We start from the raw sequence: 22813 nt of genomic DNA, 5'->3' as shown, positions 1-22813 counted from the left end.
TCACTTGCCAAACCAGCATGATGGCGTGCTCGTCGGCTGTGTATCCGCATTGGTGGACTTCGACGATGCGACGATAGCCGTCATATTGGACTTCTAGACACCGCTTCGAGTTGATCGCGTCTACAGCGGTTTGAATGTTCATCTATGGTTCCACGCTATCGAAAGCATTGGAGCACCTGGACGGGACGGAGTCGAGCTTGGGCTCGGGATTGATCGAGAGTGGCTCGAACAGGCGCCGTCTCCACGTGTTTTAACGAGAACAAAAAGGGATATAGCGATAGTTCGCGTGAGCCGCGGTCTGGGCACCACCTGAGCCGGAAAAACCTCTGCTCAAATGTCCCGAACTGCGGATTTGACCTTTTCGGCTAGTGCCTTGGTCATCGGCTTTTCTCCGCTGAGAACCCGCCCAAGGTAGGGACCTGAAACGCGGAGATGCTTCGCCAAGGCGTTCCGACCGCCAAAGCGGGTGTGGAGGCGCCTGAGGCCTTCGAGGGCTATCTCGTTGGCCGCCTTGCTGAAATCGGCCTCGCTCGCGAAATAATTTGCAGCCCGAATCAGACCCTCCAGCGACCGATTATCAATGCTCTCCCCTTGGCGGAGCTTTCGCAACGTGTGATGAGAAACGTTAGCTTTATCGATCAAAGCACGATCGCTGATCCGGCGCTTTTCCTGCGTGCTGGAAATGAATTCCAACAGCTTTTGGCGATCTGTTGAAAGCAGGGGCTGCTTGAGCTGGGCTAGATCTTCTCCGATAAACTCATTCTCTTCGATGCTATCGCTTTCTTTGCCAATCGATCGATGGCTCAGAGCGAACACATGACGGCGGGTGAGCGGTCCCCGCTGATCAGCTTCACCACCCCGGAATTTCGTCTCAGGATGCATATGATATCGGATCAGGCTGCGCCCGTGGGATTTGAGCCAGGACGCGGGAATGGGGATATCCAGATCACGATCAAAGGCGTGGTCCTTCGCATCAGTTGACCGTTTGAAAAATGGTGCGGCAGGACGTGGCTCGCGCATGCGCCAAAGTTGATCGGATAAACCTTCGGGTTGGTCCTTGGCCATTTCAAGCCGGGACTTCGCTTGCAGGGAAAGCAGAAAGCCGAATGGAAAGACGCGATGCCCCTCGGGCTGGCGCTCATTGTATCCCTTAAACCAAGACAGCAGTTCCGGCGTAGTCGCTGCGTACTGGCTGCCAGCAGGGGCATCGAACCCGGTCATTTCCATGAATCGGGTCTGATCGGGTGTATCCGACTGCGCTGCGCGGATGATCTCCTGCCAAAGGTCCTCTTGCCAAAGGGGAACACCAATCCGCTCGATGCGAGCCCGGCGCTGGACTGCGAGCTCGTCGTATGGGGCCAACAAATGGCCGAGGCCGTGGCCGGACGCCTTGCGAATGATGTTGGCGGTTCCGTTCCGGTTGAAAAGAACGTAGCGCTTTGCAGAGACAGCGAGACAAAGCGGCGGTTCAAGGGATGCCAAATCCCCGGCTTTTCCAACCGGGAAGTTCACATCTTCCAGTTGCAGAATGGAGCGGTCTTCATCGTAGGGATTGAGATCCTTGAACCAATCGCGAACCAGGAGCGCTCTTGATTTAAACTCGTCTGGCGGCAATCCACATCGATTGGCGATGGCGATACTGTCGGTATCGCAAAAGGCCCAATCGAGCTTCTGTTCGGCGACCTGATGTTCGGCCAGCGCGAGCATCAAACGCGCCGCGCCTGTAATCAGCGTGCCGAGCAAGGGATGAAAATATCGACCGGGCTTTTCAAACTTCTTTGAACTGAATTTCAGCGGTTTTGGGCCAGCGCCATAAGCCAACATGGGCTTCGCCGCGTTATATTCCTCCCCGTTCAGCTCAACGAATATGCCGTAACTCGTCGCATTGGCGAGAACCTTGATCGCCTGTTCATCAGCTTTGAGCGCAGGCCTTTCGGTGTCCGAGGCCGATTTCAATTGCGCCTTCAGCGCATTCCGGTGGATGATGAGGCGCTGGTAAAAATCATCGGATGCGGGGTCAATTTCCCGCCCCGCAACCTTGATCGTCATGAGATCAGTTTGCTGTTGAGAGGGCTCAAACTGAATCGCCGAAACGATTTCCGGTGTTTCGCCGGTCAGAATCCGTGAGGCCAAGACATCGGCGAGGGTGAACCACATTGGTTCGTCCGATGTGAGGAAATTCAATCCGATGGTTGCGGTCTCGGCGTCCGCATATTCAGCCCGGACGGGGGACAGATTTCGCTTGGGTCGAACCTGGACGAGCGCCGTGAGCCCCTGCCATCCCTCCTTGTGGCGAAGTCGTTCGACTAACTGAGCGCGTGGCGTAGCCACCAATTGCCGGATTTCCTTGGTCCTGTCCGCGGATTTGATCCCATCCGCCCTGACGAATGTCCATAAAGACATGAGAGTGCAGACAGTGGGATACATCGACAGGAAGTCGCAGTGGATCACCGGTACAATTTCCCGGCGAATGTGGACCTCTGATCGGCCGCCGTAATAGGCGCTCAGAATATGGCCGATGAGATGCGGTGGAAAGTCGGGCTGAACGTCCCGCCACGGCTTGATGCCCATTGTTTTGAGATAGGCCTTGCCGAGACTGGCCTCGCTGTAGAGGTCGTAGAGACCGGTCCCAACCAGACCGAAGGTCGAAAACCGTTTGGCCAGTTTGGCAAAGCACTCCCAGGTCGTTTGCACGTCGCGCAACGCATAGCGTACATATTCGTCCGTCAATGGCCCACCGTGGTCGTCTGACGCCTCCTTTGCGGTTGGTACTTCAAGAAGTCTGCAAAGCGAGTCCAGCGAATGCGACCCGCTTGTTAATGCTGCTGCCAGGGTCTTTACGTCGACGAAATAGCCGCGATCCGGCCCCGCCTCTCTATCGACCTCATGGTTTTCGTCCGGGTTGAAGTCCCCTTTCCCGCCCCTTGTAAGGCGTTTGCCAGCGAACCTGATCAACGCAGCCCGTTGTGAAAGGTGTTTGACGACGATGTGCTCGCGCGATCCGGCCAATTCGAGGCTGAAGCCGCCGCGCATCGACCCGCGTGCGCTGCTATGGCGAATGGCTAGGCGTGAGAGATCAAAGGGCAAATTGAATCCGACAATCTGCGCGCCGACGTCGAAGGCGGACTGATAAAATACTTCCTCGACAAATTCAGACCGCGTTCTGAAGCAGACGCGTTCGCCGTCAGGACCCGGTGGGTCGTTTCCAATAAAGTTCCGAAGCAGGGTTTCTTCATCCAGGGAGAGCACGGCTGGTTCGTAAAACACCCCTCGTTCCCAGATCTGGCCTCGATATCGAAGCTGGTACGCACCGAATCGCAATCGCTGATCGGGCGTGGTCCGGGTTTCGCAGTCGAAGACGAGGACCCATTCGCTCGCTGGGGTCCGGGGGAGCCGATCGGTACTTTGGCGGCTCCGCTTGGCCTCTTTCGGAGGCCGCGTCACGTAGGCCCGGAGGGAAATGATTTGTCGATCGATCGGCTCGACCATGTCATTTGCAAAGACACGATCGCTTGACATATTTTATCTCCCACTTGATGCCGCCCCATTTTTGGCAGCGGTGATTAGCGTTTCGCCGAGATAGCGAAAGAAGTCAGCAAAACACTCGAAAATATCCGACAAGCCCAGAAGGTGACGGCCCAGTCTTTCCGTTGGATTTGAAGAATCAGGCCCCTCTTCAGGATGTTCTTCCATTTGGCGGCGCGTCAACTCGCGGTGCATGCTGACTGGGATGTCCAACGTGGCGTCGCCATATTTCTTTCGGGCAACGTGATGGGATTCTCGCCGGTCACTTGCCCAACTCTCGAACCCCCAAAGCGCGCTGGGCTGAGCCCTTCCGGCCCGGCGGCATGCTCTCGCACGGCTCATGTATCGTTCAAACTTATCCATGACGGTGCTCTCACTGCACCGTCTGGCGGTAGATATCGACAAACGAAAGCTCACCCACACTATCGAGCTTCCGCAAGATGTTTGGGCGGGTCTCGAATGGATGGAGCAGACTCTGATTATCGCGCAGGCCTCGGCCAACGAAAGGCTTGAGGTGGGACGGATCATTAGTTTCCAAGAACTTGTTAATGGCCACCCAGTGCCGACCGATGTCGCCGCCAGCGTCACGGGGAAGAGTGACTGTTTTCAGTTTCCCGCGCGTCGCCATGACCATGGAGACCGGACGGCTATCGGAGATCACCCATCGCCGTCCCTGGCGAACGGAGGTCGTATTCTGCTTTTGATACCTTCGGAGCTTTTCAGCCGAAACGCCTACAGCCTTCGCCGCTTGCTTTTGCGACATGCCCTGCTTCATCAGTTTTAGGGCCTTTTCCAGCGGGCTCTCGGCGTCGATCGTCCCGGCCGTACCTGAAGGCAGATCATTCGCCCTAGCGTGTCCGCGGGACTGCGCCCGACTTTTCCCTTTTGCCAGGCCACGGGCGATGCGGGCCTGATACTCTTTCTTGAAGTCGCGTATTCTCTTGCTTGCCATTGTCCGGCTCCCGATTCGAAGGAGCTGGACAATCGGGCGCGCGAATCCTGGAAATCGGCGTTTGGCGTAGGGCTCTTGATGGCGGACTTGGAGGCGGAGAGCAGGCAATGGGAGACGCAGGATCAGGTTGACGCCTGTCTCCAAGAGACGGGTGTCACCCCAGATCAGGTTAATCGATGGCGAAGAGAGGGATTGCTGCCACCCGTCAAGCAGGTGGCAGAAGCCTACCGGGGAAGCGTGGTCCTTTACCCATCTGGCACTTGCGCGCAGATTAAGGCGGCGCAGTCCCTGTTCCTCAGAAAGAACCGGGTCGACTATGTCGGATTACATTTATGGCGACAGGGATTTGCGGTCGCGGAGCGGCATTGGCGTCCCCGGCTCAAGCGACTTGGGGAATGGGCGGACCGTACCCTCAAAATTTTACCATGGATGGTCGCGAGGTCGGACCGCGATGAGGACGCGGAAACCCTGGCAGACAAGGCCGCGCATTTTCCATTAGACAACTTTGTATTTTCACGAATTGTGCGGCGACTGGACAGCTCCGAATTGCCGATGCTTTTCCGTGTTCTAATCGAAACGGCAACTAGAACGTTCGAAAGCTTTGAAACTCCAGTTACAGGCGATACGCGGTCGGGTGACGAAACAGCTATAATCAAGGCATTCGACCTTGGAGAGTCTGAACGACTGAATATCATGGGGAATAGCCCCCAATGGCTTGAGGAGCTCCCGTCCGTTCTACAAAATTTATCAAGTGCGCTTGCATTGGGGACATTGGCCTCGGCCGCGGACGCCCCGGCCACAGAAATAGCTCAAGCCCGCAGTGACGCGGCAAATGTACTCGAGCTCGTCTTGGCACTCTTTGAGGTGTTTCAATGGGTATTTGGGGATAAAGCTGGTGGGATCCGATTGTCCGCATGGATCGCGAGAAAGGCCCCAGATGGGTTTGGTGATGGGATCGTACTTGTCATGCTCCGTCTTCGCATCGTCCCCGGCGCAATATTGTCATCAGAAGAAATTGCGGCAATGGCGATGGAAAGTCGCAAAATGCTTTGCGATGTTCGCGAAATTCAACGGCTGGGACGGGATGACCACCGCTTCAAAATTGTATTCAGCAAAAAGGAAATTCGCGCGGCATTGCGCGACCCCATCAGCGTGAAACGATGGATATCAGCCGTAGAAAAAGCTAGAAATGGACTTTAGAAAATTCACTGCAAAGGGCTGAATATGACGGCTCGGTCTCGGCAAGATGCTCCTGCCAAATCCACCTATCTACGGTTTGCGGAAATAGCGAATTCAAGCATCGAAGAAATCGAACCGGACGACGAGGTTTGGGCGCTTCGCTCGGGCATGTGGCAAGACCGGTTGGAAAAAACGTCCTTACGACGAACGAAGCGGGCAAAAGCGCCCCGGGCGCTCACACTCGCCGGACATGGTATCTCGCTCCGGATTGAAGGTGGAGCCCTGACAATCCGAAATGGTTTTACGCATTATCCCCAGACCCGCCAGACGTATCGCTATTTTAAGGGCGATTTATCGCTCCCGGAGCAAATTATCGTATTGGACGGGAACGGAAGCATTTCTTTTGATGTTCTGGCTTGGCTGTCCGAACAAAAAGTCGCATTCGCTCAAATTAATTGGAAGGGCGAGGTCGTCTGCATTTCCGGAGCATCCGGTTATTCCGCCAATTCGCACCGTGTTCGCTGGCAACTCGAAACCCGTGAAATTTTCGAACGCCGGATGCAGTTTTCGTGTGGGATCATTACCGGGAAAATCGAGGCGAGCATCATCACCCTCGAAAAGGTGGTGCGAAAATCGGATAAATGGGAACTTGCAATGAAATCCGCCTATGCAGCCCTGACGCGGCTGGAGGAAAATCCACCGCAATCAATCACTGACTTGCGTGTGCTGGAGGCAAACTGCGCCGCATCCTATTTCCGGAGCTGGCAAGGAATTCCAATAAAATGGCGTGGCACTAGTCGCAGGCCAATTCCCGACAATTGGGCCGTCTTGGGCCAACGTTCATCGCCCTATCACCTCGCTGGAAATCGAAATGCGGGCCACCCCGTCAACGCGATGTTGAATTACGCCTATTCGGTTCTCGAAACAGAGGTGCGGCTCAAGGCAATTACTGAGGGCTATGATCCGACGATCGGAATTATGCATGAAGGCACCGATGGCTCGTCGAAATTCATTTTCGATCTGATGGAGCCGGAGCGGCCGAAGGTTGATCGGAAGGTGCTTGATTTCGTGAAATCGCATGTTTTTAGCCCGGCTGATTTTGTGCTCCGCGCGGACGGCGTAGTGCGGCTTACGCCGCAACTGGCCAGAGCACTTGTCAGCACGGTCGTCAGCCAGCGTTGAACATTCATACTTCGCGTCGCTCCGCAACCCAGGCTCATAACCTGAAGGCCGCAGGTTCAAATCCTGTTCCAGCAACCAAAATGCACAAGCTAATTCGAGAGTTTGTGTAGAGCCCCGCTTGGCTCTCGCCAGCGAGGCTTTTGCTTGTGTCCGCCGTGTCCGTTTTTCAGGCCGATCATAACCACGATGGTTCAAATCAGGCGAAGTAATGCACGCGAACCGCAGGCGGCATTGTCAGCAAAGCGCAACATTCTGGCTTCCCTAGCTCTCGGGGTGGCACAATCGTGGGTATGGCGGAGCTCATTCGGCCCCCGGCAACAGAGAAAGCCCGAGTTCCTCCAAGAAGGCGTTGTGCTTCGAAGTTGCCTCCTGGATCTGCTTTTGAAGCTCAACCAGTTCGCCCTGGGTGGCCGACAGATCAATCTCTTCCTCGCCGACGGCGGTGCTGATGTATCGAGAGATGTTGAGGTTGAAGCCCTCCTCAGCAATTCGCTCCATGCTCACGCGCTTGGAGTAGCGCTCCTCTTCCTTTCGGAATTGGTAGGTTTCGATGATTTTGGCGATGTGATCATCGGTCAGCTGGTTCTGGCGCTTGCCCTTCGCAAAGTGCTCCGCCGCGTTGATGAAGAGCACATCGTCGGGCTTCTTGCACTTCTTCAGAACAAGGATGCAGACCGGGATGCCCGTCGAATAGAAGAGGTTCGCAGGCAGGCCGATGACCGTGTCGATGTGGCCATCCTTCAGCAGCTTAGTGCGGATGCGCTCTTCCGCCCCGCCTCTGAACAGCACCCCGTGGGGGAGGATGATGGCCATCACGCCCTCATCCTTTAGATAGTGCAAACCGTGCAGCAGGAAGGCAAAGTCCGCAGCCGACTTGGGTGCCAGGCCATAGTTCTTGAACCGAACATCATCGCCCATCGCCTCAGTCGGTTCCCAGCGCAAGCTGAAGGGCGGGTTGGCCACGACGGCATCGAAGGAGGGCTTCTTGGCGGGATTCAACTCGCGCAGGATGTCCCAGTCGTTGGTCAGCGTGTCGCCGTGGTAGATTTCGAACTCCGTGTCTTTTACGCCGTGCAGCAGCATGTTCATGCGCGCGAGGTTGTAGGTGGTAATGTTCTTTTCTTGCCCGTAGATTCTGCCGATGCCGTGCGGCCCCATACGCTTGCGCACATTCAGCAGTAGCGAGCCAGAGCCGCACGCGAAATCGAGCACGCTGGCGAGCCGTTCTTTCTTACCGGTTGCGGGCTCCTGGCTGTCGAGCGTCACGATAGCGGAAAGGATGTCTGACACCTGCTGCGGGGTATAGAACTCGCCCGCCTTCTTGCCCGAACCGGCGGCGAATTGGCCGATCAGATATTCGTAGGCGTCGCCAAGCGCATCCACATCCGCGGAGAAGTCGGCGAGCCCTTTGGCAATCTCGGTGATGATGGCGCAGAGTTTGGCGTTGCGATCAGCGTATGTCCGGCCGAGCTTTTCAGAGCCGAGATTGATTTCCGAGAACAGGCCACCGAACGTGCTCTGGAACGACTCGTTCTCGATGTATTTGAAGCCCGCCTGCAGGGTGTTCAATAGTTCGTCGTTCTGGGTGCGCGCCATATGGGCGATACTGGTCCACAGGTGTTCCGGCTTGATGACGTAGTGCGCCTTGAGGCGCATCTGCTTTTCAAAAGCCACCACGTCATCGGGGTTCTGCGCGTACCAAACAGAGAGGGGCGAGCGCCCACCGTTGCCGATTGCGTTGGGATCTGGGTAGTCGCGCCCGAGCTCCTTCTTCGCGGCCATCTCATAATTGTCGGAGAGGTAGCGCAGGAACAGGAAAGACAGCATGTAGTCGCGGAAATCGTCCGCGTTCATGGCGCCGCGAAGTGTATCGGCGATGTTCCAGAGCGTTTTGCCCAGTTGCTTTTTGTTTTGGTCGTTCATTGTGCAGGTGCTTCCTAAGGGGCGGGCGCAGGCGCCAGGGCTTTGGCGTGGGCAGGAATAATTCCCGGTAGGGCAAACTCAAACCGTTTGATGAACTCGCTCAGGATGCGGCGGAAAAGTGCCTTGTTGTCCTCGCCCATTTCAGTGGGTTCATTGATGGCATAGGCACCGTGGCTCAGCAGGTTCAGGGCACGGTTGAACAGCGCCCGGTCTTCCTCGTTGTCGAGCGCCTTGAGGCAGAAGGCCATGCTTGGATGCCCGAAGAAAGAGGCCGTCTTCTCCATGACGCTGCGCAGGGCATTGAAGTGGAATGTGTAGAGCTTTCCCTTGATGGGATCGGCGGCACGCTGCAATTCGGCTAAGGTGGCGACGTGGTGAAAGAACGGCGTATCCTCGGTCGCCTGTAGCGTGTAGGCACCCTCTCCATTGGGGCGGTGCAGGAAATAGCGCTTGTGGGTGACTTTCCCCTCGCCCTCGATCCGCCTGCCGACTTCGTTGCACATCACGTTGAAGAACAAAGCGTGATGGGAAGAGAAGATCACCTTGATCGGGGCGGGCGCTCCGGTCCCGTCATTCCGCGTGGCCGCCCGACGGAGGAGCTTGACCAAATCGCAGGCGACGGAGATCGCGTTGTTGTCATCCAGCGATGAGATGGGGTCGTCGATGTAGAGGTACTTCTTTCCCTGATAAGAGTCATGACCATCGAGCATCCGCTCGCAGATCGCCATGAACACGCACCAGATAAATATGTTCTGCTCGCCGCGCGACACCTTGATGTTGGGCACACCGTCTTTTTCGAAGCTCACGAAATCTGGTTTGGAGACGGTCTCTTTGCCCTGCGGAACCTCTTTGTAGGTGAAGTCGAAATCGAAATCGGCGTATCTGGAAAGATATTGGGCAATCGTTTCGTCCAACGCGAGTTCGGTCATAGCGTTGAAGAAGGAGGACTTCTCGTTCAGCTGTAGACGGCGGACGCTGTCACCTTCAAGGTCGTTTTCCCAGACAAAAAGATCTTCTGTGAAGGCGTTGAAATAAAGGGTGTCAGGCGTCCCGGTCGGGTTCTTCCTCGTCTTGCGCTTGCCTGCGTCTTTGAACTCCATCGACAGACGCGTCTTGCCGGTGCGGTTGTAGGCGTAAAGCAGCACGAGATCAGCGTCGTTCAGATCGTCCCGTAGCCGTGTCACAAGCTTGCCCAAGCTCTGATAGGTACGGATGGCGCTCATACGTCATCCCCCTCCACCGTTGGGAAAAGCTGCTGCATCAGCCCCTTCTTATGGGTTCGCAGTGTGTTGAGCTTTTGGGTCTCGGCGGCGATGAGGTCGTCGAGGGAGGTGAGGCAGTCGGCAATGCGTTGCTGTTCGGGAAGTGAAGGAGCCATGACCAAGAGTTCGAGGACCCTTGGTTTGGAGATGTTCTTCATGGAGCCAGAACTACCTCCTGCCAGATTCGATAGGGATGCTCGTCCCATATCTGAGCCCAGCATTAGCGCAACAAACCGCATATACGTCCCGGATCTTGGCTTAGCAGCCCAGAGGCGATCAGGAAGAAAGATATTCGGACAGTCGTCCTTTACGTATGCGTTAGCCCCAACGAGAGCAGGTGTATTCATGCGACTAATGATGATTGTATCTGCGCGCACTGGCTCTCTTACGCGGTTGACTTCTTCATCATCAAATACAACCTTGTTCTCAAGCGGTTTGAAAATTCCATTCTTAACGGCACTCGTCTTTAACACACCAATTTCATGACTCATCGCGGGTCGGTCACCCGAATCGACGCTTACACCAGCATTCAGCGCGCTCACCAGTGCAGAAAGCGGGATCTCCTCCCAATCCCCCGCAGTCTCGAACTGCGGGAAGCGGAGGCGGGGTTGGGTTTCGCCTTCCTGGGGGAATAGCTGCTGCATCAGGCCCCTCTTGTGGGCCCTCAGCGCCTCCACCTTCCGCGCCTGCGCCTCAATCAGCGCGTCCGCAGAGGCCAGGCAGTCGGCGATTTTTTCCTGCTCGAACAGGCTTGGCGTGGGAATTTCGACGCCAAAGAACGTGTCTTTGCTGATGTTCAGCAAACCGTTGCTACGTGCGCCGCTGGTGATATGCCTCTTGAGTTGCTTTCCGTGCTGATTCTGTTCAAAGCAGTTCTGAAAGAACCCGTTCGAATAGCCTTCCTTCAGGCGGAAGGCGATGAAGACATTTGGGGCAGCGACCCGCCCCCATCCCTCTAGCAGGTATATGCAGCCCTGAGGGAATTTGAGCGAGTTCCCCTTGTTGAAAACAAAGTCGCCATCCCGAACCAGCGTGTAAAGCTGATACTGGTTTCCCGAGATATCCCTGCCGAACTTCTCGGCTTGTGGGACGAATCCTATTCCTGCGGAAATGCTGACTGGGGTCAACTTCCGCTCGCCCACGCGCTGGTCAACCGGAACAGACGCCTTTCGAAGGCTCACTGGCTCCCATGCCGGCGCGTGTTGAAACTCCGGGAAGCGCCTCTTGGGCGTGAATGTGGAGCTTCCGCCAAGCTTGGTGGCAGTGGACGTCGTCTTACTGTTCATAAGCGCTGAGCCCCGAAATCTCGCGGCCACCGGCGCGCTTCAACAGAAGCGGCATTAGGTCGGCCATCAGGTCCAATTCCTTCACCCGGCGCGCCTTCCAATTCAGGCCGAGGGGCTCCATCAGATCGGTCAGCGCCTCGCCATCAAAGATCATCCGTTGCAGGATGCCATCGACGAACCCATGAAGCGTCTCGGCGGCAAGGCCGTGCTTGCCCGCAATGCCCGCCAGCTCAGCCGCGTTCTTCTCGGCCTTGAAGCGGCTATAGCCCTCGCGGATGGCCTTCTCGCTCAGACCCTCGCCCGCCTTCAGCGTGGCGATGTAGGCGGCGATGTCCTCACGCTCGTCCATGAACTTGGCGTCGGACTGGATCAGGCCGATTAGCTCCTCGCGGCTCATCTTCTGTTTGCCGGGCGTCGCCTCGGAAAAGCGGGCGATCAGGCCCATGATGTAGTCATAGTCAATGACGGCCGAGGCGAAGAGGACGAACTCGAAATCAAGCTGGTCGGCATCCTGGCTGGGCTTTCCGTCGCCCTGATCCTGGCCCTTGCTCTGCTGGGCACGAAGGCGCTGGGCCGTTTCCAGATAGGCACCGCGGAACCCAAGCAGATTGTCGCGCGGCAGAACCCGTTCGATCACTGCGGCGTTTTCCGGGGTCAAATCTGTGTACTGGTCAAGCTGGGTCTTGAGGCGTTGGACCTCCTTGAAGTGCTCGATGAAGGCCGCGCGCGCCGCGTCGCCCTTGAGGTTGGGCACCCCTTCCGGGGCGCAATCGAGGCCTTGCGACTTCATGAAAGCGTCTAGCTTCTGCACCGCAGTTTCCAGTTTCTGGATGACCACAGGGGCCTTATCCACCAGCCAGATTTCGCGGGCCTTTTCGGCAGCAGCCTCGCCCGAGAATAGGGCGATGGCGGTATCGACGGCCGCCTGCTGTTGGCGAAAGTCGAGGATATTGCCATAGGGCTTGGTGGCGTTCAGCACCCGGTTCGTGCGCGAGAAGGCCTGGATCAGGCCGTGATGCTTCAGGTTCTTGTCGACGTAGAGGGTGTTCAGGAACTTCGAGTCAAAGCCGGTGAGCAGCATGTCCACCACGATCGTGATGTCGATCTTGTGGTTTGGCTGGTTGGGGTAAGCCTTGCGCAAGTCGGCATCCGGCCATTGCTGGTCTTTGATGCGCTTCTGCACGTCCTGATAATACAGGTCGAACTCTCCGATCTTGTGGTTGGTGCCGTAGTGGGCGTTGTAGTCGGCGAGGATGGCCTTTAGGGCCTCCTTCTTCTTCTCCGGCTCGACAGCGTTGTCCTCCTTCTCCTGCGGCAGGTCTTCCTGGATCTGCCTCACATCAGGATCGCCCTCGGCGGGCGGCGAGAAGACGCAGGCGATGTTCAGAGGCTTGAAATCCGGGTCAGCGACTTGCTTCTCCGCATGCATCTCGGCGAACAGGCGGTGGTATTCGATGGCGTCATTGATCGACGATGTGGCGAGCAAAGCGTTGAACCGGCGCTGACCGGTGGCCGCATCGTGCTTGGATAGGATCGCCTCGATGACCGCCCGCTTGGCCAGCGGTTCGCCCGGCTTGGGCAGGGTCTTGCCCTGCGGCTTGAAGTAGTCGACATGGAACCGAAGGACGTTTCCGTCCTCGATGGCATGCGTGATCGTGTAGGTATGAAGCCGCTTCTGGAAGAGGTCTTCCGTCGTCTTCATACTGGCCTGGGTGTCCTCGATTTTCTGCTGCGCGGCGTTCTGATCGAAGATGGGCGTTCCGGTGAAGCCGAAGAGCTGCGCCCGCGGGAAGAACTCCTTGATGGCCTTATGGTTTTCGCCGAACTGTGACCGATGGCATTCGTCGAAGATCAAAGCGATTCGTTTGTCGCGAAGGGGCTCAAGCTGTTCCTTGAATGACTTCTTGCCGTCCTTCTTCTGCTGCTTGTTGCGCTTGCTGTTCTCGTCAAGCGCGAGGCCGAGCTTCTGAATCGTGCAGACGATGACCTTGTCGGCGTAGTCATCTGAAACAAGACGGCGCACGAGGGATGCGGTGTTGGTGTTTTCCTCAACGCAACCTTCCTGGAACTTGTTGAACTCCTCGCGCGTCTGCCGATCGAGGTCCTTTCGGTCCACGACGAAGAGGCACTTCTCGATGTCCGGATTGTCCTTCAGCAGCGTTGACGCCTTGAAGGAAGTCAGCGTCTTGCCGCTGCCGGTGGTGTGCCAGATGTAGCCATTGCCGCAGTCTTGCGCGATGGAGTCGACAATCGCCTTCACCGCGTAGATCTGATACGGCCGCATCATCAGGAGCTTCTGCTCGCTTGCGACCAGAACCATATAACGGCTGATCGTCTGGCCGAGAGTGCACTTGACGAGGAAAGTCTCGGCAAAGCTATCGAGGTGGACGATCTTCTTGTTGTCTACATCGGCAAACTCGTAGACCGGCAAAAAGCGCTCTTCGGCATTGAAGGTGAATTGGCGTGCATTGTTGTTCGCGAAATAGAATGTTCGATCGCGGTTGCTGACGATAAAGAGCTGCAGAAAGCACAAGATCGTCTTTGTGTAGCCGTTTCCAAGGTCGTTTTTGTATTCGACGATCTGCTCCATGGCACGACGCGGGCTGATGCCGAGGGTTTTTAGTTCGATCTGAACGACCGGTACGCCGTTGATCAGCAGAATGACATCGTACCGATGATGGCTGTTGTCCGTGTTGATACGAAGCTGGTTGACCACCTCGAAGGAATTCTTGCACCAGTCCTTGATGTTGACGAGTGTGTAGTTGAGCGGCGTGCCGTCATCACGGGTGAAGCTATTGCGCTCGCGAAGTGTTCGGGCAGCAGTGAAAACGTCTGGAGTGACGATCTCGTCGAGTAGCCTCTGAAATTCGCCTTCGGTGAGAGTAACCCGATTCAGGCTTTCAAACTTCTCACGGAAGTTTCGCTCCAGTGTGGCGCGATCTCGGATATCGGGGCGGTATTCGTACTTGAGGTCCTTCAGCTTTGAGACCAAGGCCTCCTCAAGATCGCGTTCGGGTGTGATCATTGCCATTTATGCAGCTCAGTTTTCTTTATCGCCAGCGGGCTGGGTCGTCTTGCTCTTCATCAATTTCCTGGCTTCGCCGCCAACTTCGCTGTTTTCAATCTCTCGTATTCCTCAACTGACATCACCACGACGACTGGACGACCATGCTTCGCGACCAACACCGGTTCGACGCGAGCCAGGTCGATCAAACGTCCGAAGCCGTACTTGGCCTCCTTCGCCGACATGCTTTGCATGGCTTGGCCCCCGTTCAAATCAAAGCCTACTTATGGCCATTTTGGCCCGTTTCTCAAGACGGTTTTAGACGGTTGCCGCATGCCCCCCCCAGCCTAATCGCGTAGGCGGGCGCAATGCAGCATCGCCCGTTCCAGTGCCGCTCCAGGCGCAGGCGCTGGATTGTGTCGGCGAGTCGCACCTGGAATGCGCGGTCGTAGGCGACGATCGGCGTCTGACGACCGACGTTCATACTAAAGCGCTGGCGGTCACGCAGCTCCGCACACTCTTCGTTAGCCGGAACGCCCTTGGCGAAGCAGCTCCGAGTCCCTCCCTTGGGAGGGTTCTCCGCGGAGAGAAGCCGATGACGACGGCACTCGCCGAAAAAGGTCAGGTCCGCAGTCGAGACCTTGGCGCGGAGGATAGTTCCGGCTCAGCTGGTGCCTAAAATGCGGCTCAGCCGAACGATCGCTATATCCCAACGAGAACAAAAAAAGAACTTGCTCTTGAGAACAAAGCAGGTACATTTATCTCACAAACCCGCGTTGAGACTCAACAGCCCTCCGTGCCATAAGGATGCTCAGGTCATGTCGCAGTCATCTCTGAGACTGGTGGAAAACTCATCAATGGATAAAGACAAGTCGAAAGCTCTGGATGCGGCGCTTTCTCAGATCGAGCGGTCCTTCGGCAAGGGCTCGATCATGCGGTTGGGCAAGAATCAGAAGATCGACGACATCGAGGTCGTCTCCACCGGGTCGCTCGGTCTCGACATCGCGCTGGGCGTCGGCGGGCTGCCCCGTGGCCGGGTGATCGAGATTTACGGTCCGGAATCCTCTGGCAAGACGACGCTGGCCCTGCACACGGTGGCCGAAGCGCAGAAGAAGGGCGGCGTCTGCGCCTTCGTCGATGCGGAACATGCGCTCGACACCGCTTATGCCCGCAAGCTCGGCGTCGCGCTCGACGATCTCCTGATCTCGCAGCCCGATACCGGCGAGCAGGCACTTGAGATCTGCGACACGCTGGTGCGCTCCGGCGCCATCGACGTGCTGGTGATCGATTCGGTGGCGGCCCTGACCCCGAAGGCGGAACTCGACGGCGAGATGGGCGATGTCCAGCCCGGCCTTCAGGCCCGCCTCATGAGCCAGGCCCTGCGCAAGCTCACCGGCTCGATCTCGCGGTCGAACACCATGGTGATCTTCATCAACCAGATCCGCATGAAGATCGGCGTGATGTACGGCTCGCCCGAGACGACGACCGGCGGCAATGCGCTGAAATTCTATGCCTCCGTGCGTCTCGACATCCGGCGCGTCTCGACCCTGAAGGATCGCGACGATCCGATCGGCAACTCGGTGCGCGTGAAGGTGGTCAAGAACAAGGTGGCGCCGCCCTTCAAGCAGGTCGAGTTCGACATCATGTTCGGCGAGGGCGTGTCCAAGGTGGGCGAGCTGATCGATCTTGGCGTCAAGGCCGGCATCGTCGAGAAATCCGGCGCCTGGTTCTCGTATGACAGCCAGCGTCTCGGCCAGGGCCGCGAGAACTCTAAGCAGTTCCTGCGCGACAACCCGGAGGTCGCCGACAAGATCGAGGGCCTCATCCGGCAGAATGCCGGGCTGCTCGCCGACCGCATCCTTGATCAGGCCACCCCCACCGAGGAGGATCTCGACGAGGGCGCCGCATAAGAATTTTGCTCTCCTTCAAGGGCAAACCAGAGGCCGTCGCGAGCAATCGCGGCGGCTTTTTTGCAGTTTGGCGCACGGGCTGCATGGGTCCTCCGGTCCGGGGAAAGCGCCGGGGATGCGGCTCCAGTAAAATGCAGATGACCCGCCGCACGGCTTCTTCGGCAACGACAAACACGGCGGCGGTTTGAACGAGCGGGCAAGGGCGGGACTCTTCGCGCTAGCCCACGCGACGAAGCCCAGTTGTCCGCATCCGAGGTTGGAGGTGGGCGAGGTCTGTTGGAGGTGGGCGAGGTCTGAATGACGTAGCGTGCCTTTGCGGGGGAATAGCCGGGCCGGTCTCCCCATCGCGCCGCTGCCGCAGCAGCAGGGCAGGGCGGCGACAGCCAGAGCATGCGTTTGGCCGCTGTCGCGCGTAAAAGCGGGGGCAATCCGGCCCCCGAACCAGCCGACTCGCGAACGGCTTCCGCACCGCTCCCCTCGTCGCGCCCTTAGAATTGCGTGATGACGCTGATCCCATGCTTGTCGAAGGTATCCATGGCCATCAGCGCGGCCGGGGCCTCGTCGAGGGTGAGGCGGCTTCCCACCAGGCGCTGTGGCTTCAATTTTCCGGTCTCGATCATGTCCATCATGGCGCTGTAGCGGAAAGCCTGCATGCCGTGGCTGCCGCGGATCTCGAGCTCGTGGGCGATGATCTGGTCCATGGGGACCTGCGGGCGGTTGTGGCCGCCCACCATCAGGCCGACCTGCACATGCCGCCCCCGGCGGCGCAGATTGGCGATCGAATTGAAGCAGGTGGTCGGGTGTCCGAGAGCGTCCATCGACATATGCGCGCCGCCTTTGGTGATCTCCCGCACGGCGCCCACCACATCGGCCGCCGCGGACGCGTTGACGGTCGCCACCGCGCCGAGATCGCGCGCGAAGGCGAGTTTTTCTTCGGTGAGGTCGATGGCGATCACGTTGGCGCCCATGGCGCTGGCGATCATCACGGCCGAGAGGCCGACGCCGCCGCAGCCGTGGACCGCCACCCATTCGCCCGGCGTCACCCGGCCCTGATCGACCACGGCGCGAAACGACGTGACGAAGCGGCAGCCGAGGCTCGCCGCGGTGGCGAAATCCAGGTCCTCTGGCAGGGCCACGAGATTGGTGTCGGCAAAGTCGACCGCCACATAGTCGGCAAATGAGCCCCAGGCGGTGAAGCCCGGCTGAAACTGGTTTTCGCAGACCTGATGGTTGCCCGAATGGCACTCGCCGCAATGGCCGCAGCCGCCGACGAAGGGCACCGTCACCCGGTCGCCGAGGCGCCAGCGCGAGACCCGCGACCCCAGGGCCGCAACGGTGCCGGCCAGTTCGTGACCGGGCACGTGCGGCAGCACGATGTCGGCGTCATGGCCCATCCAGCCATGCCAGTCGCTGCGGCACAGGCCGGTCGCCTCGACCTTGATCACCACCCCGTCCGGGGCGGGGGCGGGATCGGGCACGATCCGGACAGCAGGGGGCTGCTGGAAATGCTCGAAGACGACGGCTCTCATGGTGCGGCTCCCGGTCCGATCCTGATCAAAGCTCGCTTTACACCGTTCCCGGCCGGACCTGAACCGGAAAGCCGGTTCGCACGTCCCTGAGGACAGAGCGCGCGTCCGCGAGGCGCGCACGAAAGCCTGACAGGCCGCCTCGACACGGCTTGCGCCGCCGTCTAAAACCGGCCCTCCTGCACCATCCTGCAATCTGCGTGAACGGACTCGCGCTTCGGGTCCCAGTCTCGAGTTTACTGTCATGAGCGGCGTCAACGAAATCCGGTCGGCCTTCCTCGATTACTTTGCCAAGAACGGCCACGAAATGGTGCCGTCGAGCCCCCTTGTGCCGCGCAATGACCCGACGCTGATGTTCACCAATGCGGGCATGGTGCAGTTCAAGAACGTGTTCACCGGCGCCGAGAAGCGCCCCTACGACAAGGCCACGACGGCGCAGAAATGCGTGCGCGCCGGCGGCAAGCACAACGATCTCGACAATGTCGGCTACACGGCGCGGCATCACACCTTCTTCGAGATGATGGGGAATTTCTCGTTCGGCGATTACTTCAAGGAACGGGCGATCGAGCTTGCCTGGACGCTGATCACCAAGGAGTTCGGCGTCACGAAGGACCGCCTCCTCGTCACGGTCTACCACGACGACGAAGAGGCTGTGTCCCTCTGGAAGCGGATCGCCGGCTTCTCTGATTCCAAGATCATCCGCATCCCGACCTCCGACAATTTCTGGCAGATGGGCGATACCGGCCCCTGCGGTCCCTGTTCGGAAATCTTCATCGATCAGGGCGATGCGCTCCAGGGCGGGCCTCCCGGGAGTCCCGATGAGGATGGCGACCGGTTCCTGGAATTCTGGAACCTCGTGTTCATGCAATACGAGCAGATCGAGCCCGGCAACCGGGTCAATCTGCCCCGGCCGTCGATCGATACCGGCATGGGCCTCGAGCGCATGGCCGCGATCCTGCAGGGGGTCCATTCCAATTACGACACCGATCTGTTCCGCACGCTGATCGAAGCGGTGGCGCATGCGACCGGCGTTGCGCCGGAGGGTGCGCACAAGGCCTCGCACCGGGTGATCGCCGACCATCTGCGGGCCTCCTCGTTCCTCGTCGCCGATGGCGTGCTGCCGTCGAACGAGGGGCGCGGCTACGTGCTTCGGCGCATCATGCGCCGGGCCATGCGCCATGCGCAGCTTCTGGGGGCCAAAGACCCGCTGATGTACCGCCTCGTGCCGGCGCTGGTGCGCGAGATGGGTCAGGCCTATCCCGAACTCGTGCGGGCCGAACCGCTGATCACCGAGACCCTGAAGCTCGAGGAAACCCGCTTCCGCAAGACGCTGGAGCGCGGGCTGCTGATCCTCGACGAGGAAACCCGCCATCTCACCCAAGGGCAGAACCTGTCGGGCGACACGGCCTTCACCCTTTACGACACGTTCGGATTCCCCCTCGACCTGACGCAGGACGCCTTGAAGGCGCGCGGCATCGGGGTCGATACGGACACCTTCAAGGCCGCCATGGAGCGCCAGCGCGAGAAGGCCCGCGCCGCCTGGTCGGGATCGGGCGAGGCCGCCACCGAGACCGTGTGGTTCGGCATCAAGGACCGCGTCGGCGCGACCGAGTTCCTGGGCTACGACACCGAGGCGGCGGAGGGCTTTGTCACGGCTTTGCTCAGGGACGGCCAGGAGGTCGCCGAGCTGAAGGCCGGCGAGACGGGTCTCGTCGTCTTGAACCAGACGCCGTTCTACGCGGAATCGGGCGGGCAGGTGGGTGATTCGGGCGTCATGCAGTTCGACGATCTGCGCGTGCGCGTCACCGCCACCGAGAAGAAGCTGGGCGATCTGTTCGTCCACCACGTGAGGGTGGAAGAGGGTACGCTCAAGGCAGGCCAGACCCTCGAATTGCTCGTCGATCACGGCCGGCGCTCCGCAGTGCGCGCCAACCATTCGGCAACCCATCTCCTCCATGAGGCGCTGCGGCAGGTCCTGGGCGATCATGTGGCCCAGAAGGGCTCGCTGGTGTCGGCCGACCGTCTGCGGTTCGATTTCAGCCATCCCAAGCCGATTTCGGACGAGGAGCTGGCCCGCGTCGAGGACATCGCCAACCGTGTGGCGTTGCGCAACGAGCCCGTGGTGACCAAGCTCATGGGTGTCGACGAGGCCATCGAATCCGGTGCGCGCGCCCTGTTCGGCGAGAAATACGGCGAGGAAGTTCGCGTCGTTTCCATGGGAACCGTGGAGGGCCGCAACACGCCGTTCTCCATCGAGCTCTGCGGCGGTACACATGTGAGCCGCACCGGCGATATCGGCGTCGTGACGATTGTCGGCGAGGCCGCGGTGGCGGCGGGCGTTCGCCGTCTCGAGGCGATGACCGGTGACGGAGCGCGGCGTCACCTGCAGGCGGAAAGCCGCAAGCTGCGCGAGATTGCCGGGTTGTTGAAGATCCCCGCCGACGAGGCGACCGAGCGTCTCGCGAGCCTGCTCGAAGATCGCCGCAAGCTTGAACGGGACCTCCAGGAGGCGCGCCGCAAGCTCGCCATGGGCGGCGGCTCGAGCGAGAGCGATCCGGTGCGGGAGGTCGGCGGCATCAAGCTGATGGCGCGCGCCGTCACCGGCGTCGAGATGAAGGATCTCAAGGCGTTGGCGGACGAGGGCAAGAAGCGCCTCGGCTCCGGGGTCGTCGCCATCATCGGCGTGGCGGAGGATGGCAAGGCCGGCATCGTCGTCGGCGTCACCGACGATCTCACCGACAAGGTCGACGCTGTGGCCCTCGTGCGGGCCGGTTCGGCCGTCATGGGCGGCAAGGGCGGCGGCGGACGGCGCGACATGGCGCAGGCCGGCGGGCCCGACGGAGCTGCCGCAGAGGCAGCCCTTGACGCCGTCGAAGCCGCCCTGGCAGCTCTCTAGGACCGGCGGTTTTGCACCGGGCCAAACCGAGCCTGGTGCGACGTCGGCTCTATGGCATTCTCGAGCGCAGCGCCGTGGACGAGCCGCTCGTCCACGCGGTGCATATCGGGCTGATCCTGCTCATCGTCATCAATGTGACGGCGGTCGTCCTCGAAAGCGTGCCGGCGATCCGTCACGATTATCGAACCCTTTTCATCGCGATTGAGACCGTCAGCGGCGTCGTCTTCACCGTTGAATACGCGCTGCGGCTCTGGTGTGCGCCCGAATACCCGCCCTGGCATGCGATGTCGCCGTTGAGGGCGCGTCTGCGGTGGCTTATCAGCCCGCAATCGCTGATCGATTTTCTCGCCATCGTGCCGTTCTATGCGGCCTATTGGGACGCCGGCGGCCTGCGGGCTTTTCTGCTGCTGCGCCTGTTCCGGTTCTTCAAGCTCGCCCGCTATTCGCCGGGCCTCACGAGCCTGATGGACGCCATCCACGCAGAACGGCGGGCGCTGATTGCCTGCGGGGTCATCCTGCTCGGCGCCGTTCTCATTGCCGCCTCGGCCATGAATCTCGTGGAGCGCGACGCGCAGCCGGACAAGTTCGGCACGATTCCCGAAGCGATGTACTGGGCCATCGTCACGCTGACGACGGTGGGATACGGCGACGTCGTGCCGATCACCGGGCTGGGCCGTGCGATCGCGGGCATTACCGCCGTCATGGGTCTCGTGATGCTCGCCCTGCCGGTCGGCATCATCGCCAGCGCCTTCGCGCGCGAGATTCACCGCCGCGATTTCGTCGTCACCTGGAGCATGGTGGCCCGCGTGCCGCTGTTTTCCGATCTCGACGCGACGGAGGTCGCCTCGGTCATGCAGCGCCTGCGATCGCAAAGCTGCTCACCGGGCGAACTTATCGTCCGCAAGGGTGACGAGGCTCACTCCATGTACCTGATTGCGTCGGGCGACGTGGACGTCATGCTTCCCCACGAACCGCTGCGACTGGGAACCGGCGACTTTTTCGGCGAAGCGTCGATTCTGCATCGCCGCCGGCGAAGCGTCACGGTCAAGGCCGCCACCGCCTGCCGGCTGCTGGTCCTCGATGCGGATGACCTCCACCAGTTGATGGAGGCGAACCCGGCCATGTCCGCCCACATCCACGATGTCATGCGCAAACGGGGCGAGGAGCGCGCTGTCTGACCGGACGATAACCCGCTCGATCAGTCGTGATCCGGATGCTGGCGGGACGCCATCGTGACAAGCTGTTCCGGCGTTGCATCGTCCTCGGTTCGGACGCCCGGCAGGGTGTGGAGAATGGCAAAGGCCGGCAATTCGCCCTCCACGCCCCAGCGAATTTCGGGCGTCACCCGCGCAGGCTCGTCGGGGCTTCCGATGGACACGCAGATGCGGTCCCGCGAGACGTACCGAAAGGTCAGCGGCGTCCCGCAATCCTTGCAGAACCCGCGTTCGACCGCCTCGGAACTTCGGAATGTCCCCGGCGTGCCGCGCGTCCAGACCAGGTCCGCCCTGGGCACGCCCGTCAGCGGCGCGAAGTAATTGCCGAACGCCTTCTGGCACATGCGGCAATGGCAGATGCTGGCATCCGTCGGCTCGGATATCAACGCGTAGCGAACGGCGCCGCACTGGCAGCCGCCCTTGATCGTTTCCTCGACGCTCCGGTCTGCCATGCTCGTCTCCCGCGGTCGTGTCGGCCGTGCCCTCGTGCCCGTGGGCAGGGGAGGCGGCCGCGCGGTGCGAGCATAAGACAATCGCCCGGGCGGGGAACCCCCGATCTGGAGCGCGCTCCACAGCGCGATTGCTCCGAATCGCCACCTGCCGCTGCGGAACCGGCATGGCCAAATGCGCCTTGTGACAGCGGGGGCGATTTGCTGCGGACAGGAGACGCGCCATGAAACCCTTGCTCGCCTTTGCTGCATTCGCCGGGACTCTGGTGCTTGCGGGCGCAGGTGCGACACCCACTGCTGCGCTGCCCATTGGGCCCGTCGCCGGGCTCATCGATCAGGGTCTGGTCCAGCCGACCCGCTGGGTTTGCGACCGGCGCCAGAACTGCCACTGGACCGGCCCCTCCCGCCGCTCGCTCTATTACGGGCCGCGCAACTGGCAGCATTGCGATTACCGCTGGCGCACAGGACCGCGTGGCCCCTATCGGCAGCGCATTTGCTGGTAGCG

16 protein-coding genes are annotated in these 22813 nt (G+C 59.7%); 6 read left to right on the top strand and 10 right to left on the bottom strand.

Annotated elements, in window-relative coordinates:
- Positions 1 to 330: 330 nt before the first annotated feature.
- The 3 genes from J4G32_RS03895 to J4G32_RS03885 are packed head-to-tail and all read right to left on the bottom strand — an operon-like array spanning position 331 to position 4477.
- Positions 331 to 3519, bottom strand: coding sequence for a hypothetical protein (locus J4G32_RS03895; RefSeq protein ID WP_210484649.1), 3189 nt, complete (start codon positions 3517 to 3519; stop codon positions 331 to 333).
- A gap of 3 nt (positions 3520 to 3522) precedes the next feature.
- Complete coding sequence (locus tag J4G32_RS03890) at positions 3523 to 3888, bottom strand: hypothetical protein (protein WP_210484647.1); 366 nt, start codon at positions 3886 to 3888, stop codon at positions 3523 to 3525.
- A gap of 10 nt (positions 3889 to 3898) precedes the next feature.
- Positions 3899 to 4477, bottom strand: a complete 579-nt coding sequence (locus J4G32_RS03885) for a hypothetical protein (RefSeq protein WP_210484644.1) — start codon at positions 4475 to 4477, stop codon at positions 3899 to 3901.
- 192 nt (positions 4478 to 4669) lie between these two features.
- On the opposite strand from J4G32_RS03885, the gene J4G32_RS03880 reads away from it, so the two are divergent.
- Together J4G32_RS03880 and cas1 are read left to right on the top strand one after the other, a co-directional pair.
- Positions 4670 to 5677 carry a hypothetical protein gene (locus J4G32_RS03880; protein WP_210484642.1) on the top strand — a complete coding sequence of 336 codons (1008 nt, stop codon included), beginning with the start codon at positions 4670 to 4672 and terminating at the stop codon, positions 5675 to 5677.
- A gap of 24 nt (positions 5678 to 5701) precedes the next feature.
- Entirely contained in the window at positions 5702 to 6838 is a 1137-nt protein-coding gene (gene cas1 / locus J4G32_RS03875; RefSeq protein ID WP_210484640.1) for a CRISPR-associated endonuclease Cas1, read from the top strand.
- Between the two features lie 300 nt (positions 6839 to 7138).
- On the opposite strand, the gene J4G32_RS03870 is transcribed toward cas1, so the two are convergent.
- The 5 genes from J4G32_RS03870 to J4G32_RS03850 are packed head-to-tail and all read right to left on the bottom strand — an operon-like array spanning position 7139 to position 14567.
- Positions 7139 to 8761, bottom strand: a complete 1623-nt coding sequence (locus J4G32_RS03870; protein ID WP_210484638.1) for a type I restriction-modification system subunit M — start codon at positions 8759 to 8761, stop codon at positions 7139 to 7141.
- A 14-nt stretch (positions 8762 to 8775) separates the two neighbouring features.
- Positions 8776 to 9984, bottom strand: a complete 1209-nt coding sequence (locus J4G32_RS03865) for an ATP-binding protein (RefSeq protein ID WP_210484636.1) — start codon at positions 9982 to 9984, stop codon at positions 8776 to 8778.
- The gene (locus J4G32_RS03860; protein WP_210484634.1) at positions 9981 to 11309 is read right to left on the bottom strand and encodes a restriction endonuclease subunit S; all 1329 of its coding nucleotides are present in this window, start codon (positions 11307 to 11309) and stop codon (positions 9981 to 9983) included. The genes J4G32_RS03865 and J4G32_RS03860 overlap by 4 nt, the downstream gene beginning before the upstream one ends.
- On the bottom strand, positions 11299 to 14340 hold the full coding sequence (locus tag J4G32_RS03855; RefSeq protein WP_246504752.1) for a type I restriction endonuclease subunit R: 3042 nt from the start codon (positions 14338 to 14340) through the stop codon (positions 11299 to 11301). The genes J4G32_RS03860 and J4G32_RS03855 overlap by 11 nt, the downstream gene beginning before the upstream one ends.
- 53 nt (positions 14341 to 14393) lie before the next feature.
- A complete protein-coding gene (locus J4G32_RS03850) occupies positions 14394 to 14567 on the bottom strand; it encodes a type II toxin-antitoxin system Phd/YefM family antitoxin (protein ID WP_210484633.1) in 174 nt (57 codons plus the stop codon).
- 564 nt (positions 14568 to 15131) lie between these two features.
- Here J4G32_RS03850 and recA point away from each other — a divergent pair.
- Positions 15132 to 16223: a recombinase RecA gene (gene recA / locus J4G32_RS03845; protein ID WP_210484632.1), complete on the top strand. Its 1092-nt coding sequence runs from the start codon at positions 15132 to 15134 to the stop codon at positions 16221 to 16223.
- 488 nt (positions 16224 to 16711) lie between these two features.
- On the opposite strand, the gene J4G32_RS03840 is transcribed toward recA, so the two are convergent.
- Positions 16712 to 17752, bottom strand: coding sequence for a zinc-dependent alcohol dehydrogenase family protein (locus tag J4G32_RS03840; protein WP_210484630.1), 1041 nt, complete (start codon positions 17750 to 17752; stop codon positions 16712 to 16714).
- A gap of 241 nt (positions 17753 to 17993) precedes the next feature.
- On the opposite strand from J4G32_RS03840, the gene alaS reads away from it, so the two are divergent.
- Positions 17994 to 20645, top strand: a complete 2652-nt coding sequence (gene alaS, locus J4G32_RS03835) for an alanine--tRNA ligase (protein WP_210484629.1) — start codon at positions 17994 to 17996, stop codon at positions 20643 to 20645.
- A 35-nt stretch (positions 20646 to 20680) separates the two neighbouring features.
- Entirely contained in the window at positions 20681 to 21823 is a 1143-nt protein-coding gene (locus J4G32_RS03830) for a cyclic nucleotide-gated ion channel (protein WP_343232582.1), read from the top strand.
- Positions 21824 to 21843: 20 nt separating this feature from the next.
- On the opposite strand, the gene J4G32_RS03825 is transcribed toward J4G32_RS03830, so the two are convergent.
- Complete coding sequence (locus tag J4G32_RS03825; protein ID WP_210484625.1) at positions 21844 to 22311, bottom strand: GFA family protein; 468 nt, start codon at positions 22309 to 22311, stop codon at positions 21844 to 21846.
- A gap of 221 nt (positions 22312 to 22532) precedes the next feature.
- On the opposite strand from J4G32_RS03825, the gene J4G32_RS03820 reads away from it, so the two are divergent.
- The gene (locus tag J4G32_RS03820) at positions 22533 to 22811 is read left to right on the top strand and encodes a hypothetical protein (protein ID WP_210484623.1); all 279 of its coding nucleotides are present in this window, start codon (positions 22533 to 22535) and stop codon (positions 22809 to 22811) included.
- Positions 22812 to 22813 lie beyond the last annotated feature (2 nt).

The sequence above is a fragment of the Microvirga antarctica genome, from assembly GCF_017921815.1.
GTDB lineage: Bacteria > Pseudomonadota > Alphaproteobacteria > Rhizobiales > Beijerinckiaceae > Microvirga > Microvirga antarctica.
This window is presented reverse-complemented; position numbering and strand designations above follow the sequence as displayed.

What these genes read in the sequence shown, in the direction of transcription:
- J4G32_RS03895 (WP_210484649.1), bottom strand. Translation starts at nt 3,519, where the DNA reads ATGTCAAGCGATCGTGTCTTTGCAAATGACATGGTCGAGCCGATCGAT.
- J4G32_RS03890 (WP_210484647.1), bottom strand. Translation starts at nt 3,888, where the DNA reads ATGGATAAGTTTGAACGATACATGAGCCGTGCGAGAGCATGCCGCCGG.
- J4G32_RS03885 (WP_210484644.1), bottom strand. Translation starts at nt 4,477, where the DNA reads ATGGCAAGCAAGAGAATACGCGACTTCAAGAAAGAGTATCAGGCCCGC.
- cas1 (WP_210484640.1), top strand. Translation starts at nt 5,702, where the DNA reads ATGACGGCTCGGTCTCGGCAAGATGCTCCTGCCAAATCCACCTATCTA.
- J4G32_RS03870 (WP_210484638.1), bottom strand. Translation starts at nt 8,761, where the DNA reads ATGAACGACCAAAACAAAAAGCAACTGGGCAAAACGCTCTGGAACATC.
- J4G32_RS03865 (WP_210484636.1), bottom strand. Translation starts at nt 9,984, where the DNA reads ATGAGCGCCATCCGTACCTATCAGAGCTTGGGCAAGCTTGTGACACGG.
- J4G32_RS03860 (WP_210484634.1), bottom strand. Translation starts at nt 11,309, where the DNA reads ATGAACAGTAAGACGACGTCCACTGCCACCAAGCTTGGCGGAAGCTCC.
- J4G32_RS03855 (WP_246504752.1), bottom strand. Translation starts at nt 14,340, where the DNA reads ATGGCAATGATCACACCCGAACGCGATCTTGAGGAGGCCTTGGTCTCA.
- J4G32_RS03850 (WP_210484633.1), bottom strand. Translation starts at nt 14,567, where the DNA reads ATGCAAAGCATGTCGGCGAAGGAGGCCAAGTACGGCTTCGGACGTTTG.
- recA (WP_210484632.1), top strand. Translation starts at nt 15,132, where the DNA reads ATGTCGCAGTCATCTCTGAGACTGGTGGAAAACTCATCAATGGATAAA.
- J4G32_RS03840 (WP_210484630.1), bottom strand. Translation starts at nt 17,752, where the DNA reads ATGAGAGCCGTCGTCTTCGAGCATTTCCAGCAGCCCCCTGCTGTCCGG.
- alaS (WP_210484629.1), top strand. Translation starts at nt 17,994, where the DNA reads ATGAGCGGCGTCAACGAAATCCGGTCGGCCTTCCTCGATTACTTTGCC.
- J4G32_RS03825 (WP_210484625.1), bottom strand. Translation starts at nt 22,311, where the DNA reads ATGGCAGACCGGAGCGTCGAGGAAACGATCAAGGGCGGCTGCCAGTGC.
- J4G32_RS03820 (WP_210484623.1), top strand. Translation starts at nt 22,533, where the DNA reads ATGAAACCCTTGCTCGCCTTTGCTGCATTCGCCGGGACTCTGGTGCTT.